This window comes from Salinivibrio socompensis S35, assembly GCF_000513715.1.
Lineage (GTDB): Bacteria > Pseudomonadota > Gammaproteobacteria > Enterobacterales > Vibrionaceae > Salinivibrio > Salinivibrio socompensis.
Genome location: NZ_AQOD01000025.1, coordinates 1 through 10,725, shown reverse-complemented (window position 1 = coordinate 10,725; position 10,725 = coordinate 1). Strand labels below are relative to the sequence as shown.

Here is a 10,725-nt window from a genome sequence, read left to right as displayed (position 1 = left end):
ACCGCGACTCAACACACAAAAGACGTTGAATCAGACCCTTCAGCGGGGTACAGTCAAGTAAAAGAAAAAAGTAAACAAGCTGTTAACAAGCGGACCGCCAGCGTATCTAACCAACAGATAACTTGGCAGTGGCCAGCAAAAGGCCGGATGGTGTCCCGATTTTCTAGTACAGAGCGAGGCAATAAGGGCATAGATATTGCTGGGCAACGAGGGCAACGCATTCAGGCGGCAGCAGATGGAAAAGTTGTTTACGCCGGAAGCGCGCTTCGGGGTTACGGTAAATTAATAATAGTGAAACACAATGATGATTATCTGAGCGCGTACGCGCACAACGATTCGTTTCATGTTTCAGAAGGCCAAACTGTCAAAAAGGGGCAAAAAATAGCTTCAATGGGCAGGTCTGGTGCAAACAGTGTTCGGTTGCATTTTGAAATTCGCTATAAAGGAAAATCGGTCAATCCGTTACATTATCTGCCAAAGCGCTAGCACAGGGGCAAAACCAAAGTGATAACGCTGCAGCCACCAATGTGACGGGGCCGGTTAAAGCAGAAACACATTCTGCTTTGCTGCTACGTCATAAGGGAGGCGCTATGAGCCAAACAAATACCGCAAAAAAACTGGACGGCTTGAATCAAGACGTGGAATTGGGCACTGTTGAGGCGCAAGCCACAGAGGTAGCCGAAGAAGTGGAAGAGGCTGTACAGCAACAAGCGGCCACGTCTAAAGCCTCCGATGCCACCCAACTCTACCTGAGTGAAATCGGTTTCTCACCACTGCTGACCGCGGAAGAAGAAGTGCTCTACGCTCGTCGGGCGTTGCGTGGTGATGAGGTTGCCCGCAAACGTATGATCGAGAGTAACCTGCGGCTAGTGGTTAAAATCTCGCGTCGTTACTCGAATCGAGGGCTGGCGTTATTGGATCTGGTTGAAGAAGGAAACCTTGGCCTGATCCGTGCTGTGGAGAAGTTTGACCCAGAGCGTGGCTTCCGTTTTTCAACGTATGCAACATGGTGGATCCGCCAAACGATCGAGCGTGCCATCATGAACCAGACGCGTACGATTCGCCTCCCTATTCACGTAGTAAAAGAGCTGAATGTGTATTTGCGTACTGCTCGCGAGTTAGCGCAAAAACTGGACCATGAACCGACAGCGGAAGATATTGCTGAACAGCTCGACAAACCGGTCGAGGATGTGAACCGCATGCTTCGCCTTAATGAACGTATTGGTTCCGTGGATAACCCGATTGGTGGCGATTCAGAAAAAGCGCTATTGGATATCATCCCTGATGAAAAGCAGGATGGCCCTGAGTACACGACGCAAGACGATGATATGAAAAAATCGATTGTGCAGTGGTTGCAAGAGCTCAACCCCAAGCAGCGCGAAGTGTTGTCGCGTCGGTTTGGTCTTCTTGGACATGAAGCATCCACGCTTGAGGACGTGGGTCGTGAAATCGGCCTAACCCGTGAGCGGGTTCGTCAAATCCAAGTGGAAGGCTTACGCCGTTTACGTGACATGCTGACCCTCCAAGGGCTAAGCATTGAATCGCTCTTTAATGTCGAGCAATAGACAATACTACCCAAACCACAGAGCAACATTAAAACGGGACAGCCTTGACTGTCCCGTTTTTGTTTAGCGACCATTGATGCTTTCGCGATGACCGATGATTAATGCGAATGGCTCCACTTGGCGTGATTAACGTGATTGCTGCAGTGCTTTGAGGGCATAAAGCGCATCCAAGGCCTGACGTGGGGTCATTTCATTCGGATTGAGTGCGTCGACGGCATTCTCCAACTCACTGGGGTCGGGCAGTAAAGGCAATTGAGTCGGCGTCACTTTACCGACCGAGTGTTCAGTATTTGCGGTGTGTTGGCCGCTTTGCTCGAGTTGTGCCAATTTGTGCTTGGCACGACGAATCACTGGTTTGGGCACCCCTGCTAAGCTTGCCACGGCTAAACCATAAGATTTACTGGCTGCCCCCTCTTGCACCGCGTGCATAAAGGCGATTTCGTCACCATGTTCCATCGCATCCAGGTGGATGTTAACCAAACCTGTCATTTGTCCTGGTAACTCGGTAAGCTCAAAGTAGTGTGTGGCAAACAGGGTCATCGCATGGATTTTTTCTGCCAGCCATTCCGCACTAGCCCACGCAAGCGATAGACCATCATAGGTACTGGTACCACGTCCAATTTCATCCATTAACACCAAGCTGTTGGCCGTGGCATTATGAAGAATGTTGGCGGTTTCTGTCATTTCCACCATAAAAGTCGAGCGGCCTGAGGCAAGATCATCTGAGGCGCCGATACGGGTAAAGATACGATCGACTGGGCCAATGATGGCTTGCTCAGCGGGCACATACGCCCCGATATGACTCAGCAAGGTGATCAATGCCGTTTGACGCATATAGGTTGATTTACCGCCCATATTCGGTCCGGTAATGATCAACATTCGGCGCTCAGGATTTAACGCGATCGGATTGGGGATAAACGGATCCGTCATGACCTGCTCGACCACCGGGTGTCGACCTGCCTCGATGTCGATGCCTGGCTGTTCGGTCAACGTTGGGCGGTGGTAGTTGAGGCTATCAGCACGCTCGGCGAGGTTACACAAGACATCTAACGCGGATAGCGCCTCAGACGCTTGCTGTAATGGCGCCAAATGTGGCAGTAATACATCAAACAATTCTTCCCACAAGCGTTTTTCGAGCGCCAGAGCATTAGACCGAGAGCTTAAGACTTTGTCTTCATGCTCTTTTAATTCTGGGATGATGTACCGCTCTGCATTTTTAAGCGTTTGACGGCGAATATAATGCGCAGGGACCCGATCGCTTTGCGCGCGGCTGATTTGAATATAAAAACCATGCACCTGGTTGTAACCGACTTTAAGCGTGTCGATACCATATTGTTCGCGCTCTCGGGTTTCTAGCTCTTCCAGGTAGCGTGATGCGCCTTCCGACAAGTCGCGCCACTCATCGAGTTCAGCGTGATAACCGGGTGCGATCACACCGCCGTCCCTGATCACCACAGGTGGGTTATCGACGACGGCCCGAGTGAGTAGATCGTGTAACTCAGGCATGGGAGCGGTGGCTTTTTGGTGATCGGTAAAAGCATTGTGATCAAGTTTGGTGAGCAATGTTTGCACCTCGGGCAACTGCGCCAATGCAGTGCGAAGCCTTGCCATGTCACGAGGGCGGGCTGAACGCATAGCTAAGCGAGCCAAGACGCGTTCAATGTCCCCCACCGGCTTAAGCGCGGCACTTAAGTCCGTATATAAACCACTATCAAGAAGCGTATCAATCGCATCCAAACGTTGATTAAGTATTTGGCGATCACGCAATGGTTGATGCAGCCAGCGTTTGAGCAAGCGACTTCCCATGGGGGTTGTCGTACGGTCCAGAACGTCAGCAAGGGTATTGTCGGTGCCGCCCGCTAGGTTTTGGGTGATTTCTAAATTGCGTCGAGTCGCGGCATCCAGCACCACAGCGGTATCTTGCTGATCTTTAATAATGGCGCGAATATGAGGCAGTGCCGTACGCTGCGTTTCTTTAGCATATTGCAACACACAGCCTGCAGCGCTTAACCCTAACACACAGTCTTCAACACCAAAACCGACCAGATCGCGAGTGCCAAATTGGCCCGTGAGTTGGCTACGCGCGGTGTCGAGATCAAACTCCCAAATGGGACGGCGACGCGCTCCCCGACAGACTGACAGTAAGTCGGGGTAAGGAAAATCTTCCGGATAAAGCAGCTCTGCCGGTTGCGTCCGTTGCAACTCCGCTTGCATTTGCTCGTAGGTCGTAGGCTCAGTCAACACAAAGCGCCCCGACGTGATATCTAAGGTGGCAAAGCCAAACTGGTAGTTATCGCAAGTTAATGCGGCCACCAGGTTGTCGACGCGTTCACTGAGTAAGGCCTCATCAGAGACGGTGCCTGGTGTGACAATTCGTACGACCTGACGCTCAACCGGGCCTTTACTGGTAGCAGGATCGCCAATCTGCTCACAAATCGCAACAGGCTCTCCCAATTGCACTAACTTGGCTAAATACCCCTCCACGGCATGATAGGGGACGCCCGCCATGGGGATCGGCTCACCGCCTGAACTGCCGCGTTTTGTGAGAGAAATATCAAGAAGCTGGGAGGCGCGCTTGGCATCGTCGTAAAAGAGTTCATAAAAATCTCCCATACGGTAAAAAAGCAGCTCTTCAGGGTGCTGCGCTTTAAGTTTGAGATACTGTTGCATCATGGGAGTGTGCTTTTCGAGCGCTTGTACTGTCACGACGAGACCTGCAAAATGGATCATTAAGGGCGGTTAGAATACGTGATCGGACCGCAAGGGGTAAAGTTGCGGTGTAGGTTTCTCAACCCAACATCAAGGAGAATGCGTGGAGCATTTATTCTCACTGGCGAAGCACTTGGGCGACGCCTTATTCGACACGGAGTTAACCATCACCACTGCCGAATCGTGCACTGGCGGTGGAATTGCCTATTGCCTGACGGATGTGGCGGGCAGCTCCCAATGGTTTAACCAGGCATGGGTCACTTACAACAATGCTGCGAAGCAAGCCTTGGTGCATGTCCCCAATGATTTACTGGCCCAGTATGGCGCCGTGAGCGAACCTGTGGTGACCGCCATGGCGGAAGGCGCGTTGGCCGAGGCGAACGCAGGGATAGCGATTGCGGTCAGTGGTGTCGCAGGACCGAGTGGTGGAAGCGATGATAAACCGATCGGTACCGTTTGGTTCGCCTGGGCATGGCACAATGGTGAAACCGATAGTGAAGTGTGTCATTTTGATGGTGACCGGCGCGCTGTGCGTGAACAAACCATTGAACATGCACTCTCGTTTGCTCTACAGCGATTGTCGCCATAATTCGGAGGCGTGTCGCATCAGATAGATTTTTTCTAAACAGGGCTAGACACTGTATAAATGGACAGTATACTTAGCCCCATTAAATGATAGCTTTTATCTCATAGAGATAGCGTTTTATTTCCTGGAGACCGAAATGGACGATAACAAAGAAAAGGCGCTCGCAGCCGCACTCGGGCAAATCGAAAAGCAATTTGGCAAAGGCTCAATCATGCGTCTGGGTGATGACCGTACCATGGACATCGAAACCGTATCGACCGGCTCTTTGTCTCTGGATATTGCGCTAGGTGTAGGCGGGCTGCCATTTGGTCGGATCATCGAAGTCTATGGGCCTGAGTCATCAGGTAAAACGACATTGACCCTAGAAGCCATTGCTGAAGCGCAAAAAATGGGCAAAACCTGTGCGTTTATTGATGCGGAACACGCACTCGACCCAATCTATGCGCGCAAGCTAGGTGTCGATATTGATAACCTATTGGTGTCTCAGCCCGATACTGGCGAACAAGCACTGGAAATCGCCGATGCACTAACGCGTTCCGGTGCCGTTGATATGATTGTTATCGACTCGGTCGCTGCTTTGACGCCAAAAGCTGAGATTGAAGGGGAAATGGGCGACTCTCACATGGGTCTGCAAGCACGTATGCTGTCACAAGCGATGCGTAAGCTGACGGCCAACATCAAAAACAGCAATACCATGATGGTCTTTATCAACCAGATTCGGATGAAGATTGGTGTGATGTTTGGTAACCCAGAAACCACCACAGGCGGTAACGCATTGAAGTTCTATGCCTCGGTTCGTTTGGATATTCGTCGTATTGGCGCGATCAAAGACGGCGATGAAGTGGTGGGGAACGAAACCCGTGTCAAAGTGGTGAAAAACAAGGTTGCCGCGCCGTTTAAGCAAGCTGAATTCCAAATCCTTTATGGCCAAGGCATTAACTTGCAAGGTGAGTTGGTGGACTTAGGGGTGAAACACAAGCTGGTAGAAAAAGCTGGGGCGTGGTACAGCTACAAGGGTGATAAAATTGGCCAAGGTAAAGCCAATGCATGTAAATACCTGAAAGAAAATCCCCATATTGCTGAAGAAATTGACACTACCTTGCGTGAGATGTTGCTACAGACTGGGCTCAACAACGAAGTCGTGGATGCTAACGCTGAGGCAGACACTGAGGACGAGAAGCTGTAATGGCAGCATCGTGCCAAGACATAGCGGTGGGCCTGTTGGCTCGCCGCGATCACTCTGCTCACGAACTTGCACAAAAGTTGTCTCAACGCGGTTTTGATGACGACACGATTACCCTTACCGTCAATGACTGCTTAGAACGTGGCTGGTTAGATGATGCGCGCTTTGCGGCAAGCCTGCTACGTCAGGGGGTTAACAAACATCATGGCTGGTTGCGTGTCTGCCAAGATGCGAAACGCAAAGGCATTAATATTGAGCTACTCGCCCGCGCTGAACAAGACGCTGACGTCGATTGGTACGCACTGGCCAAAGACACGGCGTTACGCAAATATGCGGACCTCGATGGCCATCTCTCTCCCGTTGACCATAAGGTTAAAGCGAAACGCATGCGCTTTTTACAGTCGCGCGGTTTTAACGTTGATCAAATCCAATACGCGCTAAATAACGACGATATTGATCCGCATTTCTGAACCAATCCCACTCTGTCTCTTTTCCACACGCGATCGGTTGTTTACAATGGCGTAAACAATACGATGCTCCCATCGCGTCATTACCATAAACGGTTGCTAACGCAATATTCGATTATCAGGATTAGCCAATGTATATGAGCACTGATGAGATCCGTACCGCGTTTCTCAAGTTCTTTGAAAGCAAAGGGCACCAGATTGTGCCTAGCTCATCGCTCGTGCCAGCCGACGACCCAACACTGTTGTTCACTAATGCAGGCATGAACCAATTTAAGGACACCTTCTTAGGGGCCGAGAAGCGAGACTACACACGTGCAACTTCAGCACAACGTTGTGTGCGCGCCGGCGGTAAACATAACGACCTTGAAAATGTAGGCTTTACTGCTCGTCACCACACCTTTTTTGAAATGCTCGGTAACTTTAGTTTGGTGACTACTTCAAAAAAGACGCAATTGCTTATGCGTGGGAGTTTTTGACCGAGACCATTGGTTTACCAAAAGAAAAACTGTTAGTGACCATTTATCACACCGATGACGAAGCGTTTGATCTTTGGCATAACACCATGGGTGTACCGGTTGATCGCATTGTGCGTATCGGGGATAAAGAAGGCGGAAAACCTTATGAGTCAGACAACTTCTGGCAAATGGGTGATACCGGACCTTGTGGGCCTTGCAGTGAAATCTTCTATGACCACGGCGAGCATATCTGGGGAGGACCACCCGGTACACCTGAAGAGGACGGTGATCGCTTCATTGAAATCTGGAACATCGTTTTCATGCAGTTTAATCGACAAGTTGATGGCACCATGGAGAACCTTCCTAAACCGTCAGTTGATACGGGAATGGGGATTGAGCGTATTGCAGCGATTAAGCAATGCGTGCACTCCAACTATGAAATTGATGTCTTTCAGCAGTTGATCAAACACGTCGCCGAGATTATCGGCGTTGAAGACTTGACCAATCAGTCTTTGCGCGTGGTCGCTGACCATATTCGCTCATGCGCGTATTTGATTGTTGATGGTGTGATGCCGTCGAACGAAGGGCGTGGCTATGTGTTGCGTCGGATTATTCGCCGGGCGGTGCGTCATGGTAATAAGTTAGGCAGCAAGGATACCTTCTTCTACAAGTTGGTGGGCCCTTTGGCCACGATTATGGGCACGGCCGGCGAAGCGCTCCATGCGCAGCAAATCATGGTGGAAAAAGTCCTCAAAATTGAAGAAGACAACTTTGGTCGCACCCTGGAGCGCGGCATGGTGATGCTAGAAGACGCATTAGACAAAGTTAACGGTGACGAGCTGGATGGTGAGACCGTCTTCAAGCTTTACGATACCTACGGCTTTCCCGCGGACTTGACCAACGATGTCGCCCGTGAGCGCGGTTATCGCATTGATGAAGCCGGGTTTGAAGCGGCGATGGAAGCCCAGCGTCAACGGGCGCGTGAAGCCGGTCAATTTGGTACCGACTATAACCAAACGATTAAAGTCGACCACGGCTCTGATTTCTGCGGTTACACAGGCACAGAGGCGAAAGGTCAGATCACTGAGATCTTCGTAGAAGGTGAACCGGTCGATACCCTAGCATCGGGCGATCACGCGGTCGTTATCCTCGAACATACACCTTTCTATGCCGAAGCCGGTGGCCAGTGTGGCGACACAGGCATCATTGATACCGACCAAGGGCGTTTCACGGTCACCGATACCCAGAAGATCGGGCAGGCGATTGCGCATTATGGTTCTTTGTCTGACGGTCAGTTAAGTGTTGGCGCGCAGGCAACCGCGCAAGTCGATGCCAAGCGTCGTTATGCGGTGGCTATGAACCACTCAGCCACGCACCTGTTGCATGCCGCGCTACGTGACGTGCTCGGTGATCACATTGCGCAGAAAGGGTCCTTAGTGCGCCCTGATGGCTTGCGCTTTGATTTTTCTCACTTAGAGCCTGTGATTGCAGATGAGCTAAAAGCGGTAGAGCGTATCGTTAATGAGCAAATTCGCGCAAACAATGCAGTACAAACGGACATCATGGATGTCAACGCGGCGAAACAAAAAGGCGCGATGGCATTGTTTGGTGAGAAATATGACGACGAAGTGCGCGTATTGAGTATGGGTGACTTCTCCATCGAGCTTTGCGGTGGTACGCATGCCAATCGTACCGGTGACATTGGAATGTTCAAAATCGTTTCAGAGGCAGGCATTGCAGCCGGGGTCCGTCGTATTGAGGCTATCACCGGTCAGGCGGCTTTAGATAGTGTGTACCAAACGCAAGCTGACTATCATGACAAGCTAGATGAAGCGCATCGCAAAGCAAAAGGGCTGGAGAAGCAAATCCAACAACTGAAGCAAAAGCTTGCCGCACAAGAAAGCGCTGGATTGATTAATCAAGTACGTGAGATCAATGGAGTCAAGGTACTGGTCAGTCAACTCGATGGCGCAGATAACAAAGCACTCCGTAGCATGGTTGATGATCTCAAAAACCAAATGGGAAGTGGTGTTGTCCTGCTCGGCAACGTTGCTGATGGCAAAGTGGGTCTGATCGCGGGGGTTACCAACGATCTGACCAGCAAAGTCAAAGCCGGTGAGCTGGTTAATTTTGTCGCGCAACAAGTGGGCGGCAAAGGCGGCGGGCGTCCTGACATGGCCCAAGCAGGGGGCAGTGATGTTGCTGCACTTCCTCAGGCGATTAAGTCTGTCGATGCATGGCTGGCAGAGCGCCTTTTACTGAATTCATGATTAATACTTAAAGTCAAGAAGGTCGCCTCGCGCGACCTTTTTTTGTGATCTAGATTAATAATTGCACTTTTTTTTTGATTCTGTATAGTGCAACGCCTTAGGCGATGTGCCGGCACTGAGACGTGATATCGCTTAGGTTTTATCGCTTTGCTGGCCAGTGCAACACAGATTTCCCTTACACTGTTGTCTCAGATCACGCGCCTTAACGGCTAACGGTATGATGATAAAACAGTAAATTTCTCTGCCCTTTTCTGGATATGGTGTGATAATTCGGCCATAGTGTGAAGTGCGGGTAACGAAAACCTCCCGTATTAGCATCACGAGCAGGGAAAGAATCCAACGATTGCAGATAGCGGGTCGATACGCTGGCGGGTTATCTGGCTCAGAAACTAATTGAATAAGTAAAAGATTGATACTCAAGGAGTAGAAGCATGCTGATTTTGACTCGCCGTGTTGGCGAAACCTTGATGATTGGTGATGAAGTCACCGTCACTGTGTTGGGTGTAAAAGGTAACCAAGTACGTATTGGTGTGAATGCACCGAAAGATGTCTCGGTGCATCGTGAAGAGATCTACATGCGTATTCAAGCCGAAAAAGGCGCGCCAGCCGGTAGTCAAAACGACTACTAAGAAGGCAAAAGAGGTCGACCCAGGTCGGCCTTTTTTATGGTTGGTTTTCCCATGAAATCAAAATGAAACGGCGATAAAAACCAACAATAAAATCCTATGCTGGGTGATAATTGTTCATTTGTTAGTGGCAAGACGACTTTTGCCAGAAAAGTGTTTGACATATACCTGGCTCAAAGTAATATGTGCACCCGCAGCGACGGTGAGGTGGCCGAGTGGCTGAAGGCGCTCCCCTGCTAAGGGAGTATACGGTTTGTAGCCGTATCGAGGGTTCGAATCCCTCCCTCACCGCCATGTTGTTGCAAGCAAGATAGATGCGCGTCCGTAGCTCAGCTGGATAGAGTACCTGGCTACGAACCAGGCGGTCGGAGGTTCGAATCCTCCCGGACGCGCCATTACTTGCGGTGAGGTGGCCGAGTGGCTGAAGGCGCTCCCCTGCTAAGGGAGTATACGGTTTGTAGCCGTATCGAGGGTTCGAATCCCTCCCTCACCGCCATTATCGACAAGCCTGTCTTGTGATAATCGTAGTAAATGCAGTAAAAGATGTGCGTCCGTAGCTCAGCTGGATAGAGTACCTGGCTACGAACCAGGCGGTCGGAGGTTCGAATCCTCCCGGACGCGCCATCACCTCCACGGAAGACCCGCAACACCGTTCAGGACGAACACAAGATTGACGATACGCGCTCGTAGCTCAGCTGGATAGAGTACCTGGCTACGAACCAGGCGGTCGGAGGTTCGAATCCTCGACGCGCCGCACTTTTTCGAACCTTACATCTCGCCAAATTCCGATCGAGACGGCTGGTACGTAAGCCTTCACGAAGCACTCGGAAGGAGATGTACCTGGCTACGAACCAGGCGGTCGAG

7 protein-coding genes, 5 tRNA genes and 1 pseudogene are annotated in these 10,725 nt (G+C 50.8%); 12 read left to right on the top strand and 1 reads right to left on the bottom strand.

The annotated features are described in order from the left end of the window. On the top strand, window positions 1-486 hold a 486-nt coding region (locus DZ54_RS0103830), incomplete at its 5' end, for a peptidoglycan DD-metalloendopeptidase family protein (protein WP_025673149.1). A gap of 104 nt (window positions 487-590) precedes the next feature. After that, a complete protein-coding gene (gene rpoS / locus DZ54_RS0103825; RefSeq protein WP_025673148.1) occupies window positions 591-1,565 on the top strand; it encodes an RNA polymerase sigma factor RpoS in 975 nt (324 codons plus the stop codon). A 126-nt stretch (window positions 1,566-1,691) separates the two neighbouring features. Here rpoS and mutS read toward each other — a convergent pair whose 3' ends face one another. Continuing rightward, entirely contained in the window at window positions 1,692-4,295 is a 2,604-nt protein-coding gene (gene mutS, locus DZ54_RS0103820) for a DNA mismatch repair protein MutS (protein WP_476707451.1), read from the bottom strand. A gap of 82 nt (window positions 4,296-4,377) precedes the next feature. On the opposite strand from mutS, the gene DZ54_RS0103815 reads away from it, so the two are divergent. The 10 genes and pseudogenes from DZ54_RS0103815 to DZ54_RS25155 all read left to right on the top strand — a co-directional run bounded on the left by DZ54_RS0103815 (window position 4,378) and on the right by DZ54_RS25155 (window position 10,612). Beyond that, complete coding sequence (locus tag DZ54_RS0103815; RefSeq protein ID WP_025673146.1) at window positions 4,378-4,863, top strand: CinA family protein; 486 nt, start codon at window positions 4,378-4,380, stop codon at window positions 4,861-4,863. A 133-nt stretch (window positions 4,864-4,996) separates the two neighbouring features. Then, window positions 4,997-6,046 carry a recombinase RecA gene (gene recA / locus DZ54_RS0103810; protein ID WP_025673145.1) on the top strand — a complete coding sequence of 350 codons (1,050 nt, stop codon included), beginning with the start codon at window positions 4,997-4,999 and terminating at the stop codon, window positions 6,044-6,046. Then, window positions 6,046-6,513, top strand: coding sequence for a regulatory protein RecX (locus DZ54_RS0103805; protein ID WP_240473913.1), 468 nt, complete (start codon window positions 6,046-6,048; stop codon window positions 6,511-6,513). Before recA ends, DZ54_RS0103805 begins: the two co-directional genes overlap by 1 nt. A 128-nt stretch (window positions 6,514-6,641) precedes the next feature. Next, window positions 6,642-9,235 (top strand): annotated as a pseudogene (gene alaS / locus DZ54_RS18860) (alanine--tRNA ligase). A gap of 431 nt (window positions 9,236-9,666) precedes the next feature. Further along, window positions 9,667-9,864 carry a carbon storage regulator CsrA gene (gene csrA, locus DZ54_RS0103795; RefSeq protein ID WP_021022078.1) on the top strand — a complete coding sequence of 66 codons (198 nt, stop codon included), beginning with the start codon at window positions 9,667-9,669 and terminating at the stop codon, window positions 9,862-9,864. A gap of 198 nt (window positions 9,865-10,062) precedes the next feature. Further along, window positions 10,063-10,155 (top strand) — tRNA-Ser (locus DZ54_RS0103790). A gap of 24 nt (window positions 10,156-10,179) precedes the next feature. Further along, window positions 10,180-10,256 (top strand) — tRNA-Arg (locus DZ54_RS0103785). 8 nt (window positions 10,257-10,264) lie between these two features. Continuing rightward, window positions 10,265-10,357: transfer RNA gene (locus DZ54_RS0103780), tRNA-Ser, on the top strand. 51 nt (window positions 10,358-10,408) lie between these two features. Then, window positions 10,409-10,485, top strand: a tRNA-Arg gene (locus DZ54_RS0103775). Between the two features lie 64 nt (window positions 10,486-10,549). Continuing rightward, window positions 10,550-10,612, top strand: a tRNA-Arg gene (locus tag DZ54_RS25155). The last annotated feature ends 113 nt before the right edge of the window (window positions 10,613-10,725 follow it).

What these genes read in the sequence shown, in the direction of transcription:
- csrA (WP_021022078.1), top strand. Translation starts at nt 9,667, where the DNA reads ATGCTGATTTTGACTCGCCGTGTTGGCGAAACCTTGATGATTGGTGAT.
- DZ54_RS0103805 (WP_240473913.1), top strand. Translation starts at nt 6,046, where the DNA reads ATGGCAGCATCGTGCCAAGACATAGCGGTGGGCCTGTTGGCTCGCCGC.
- recA (WP_025673145.1), top strand. Translation starts at nt 4,997, where the DNA reads ATGGACGATAACAAAGAAAAGGCGCTCGCAGCCGCACTCGGGCAAATC.
- mutS (WP_476707451.1), bottom strand. Translation starts at nt 4,295, where the DNA reads ATGATCCATTTTGCAGGTCTCGTCGTGACAGTACAAGCGCTCGAAAAG.
- rpoS (WP_025673148.1), top strand. Translation starts at nt 591, where the DNA reads ATGAGCCAAACAAATACCGCAAAAAAACTGGACGGCTTGAATCAAGAC.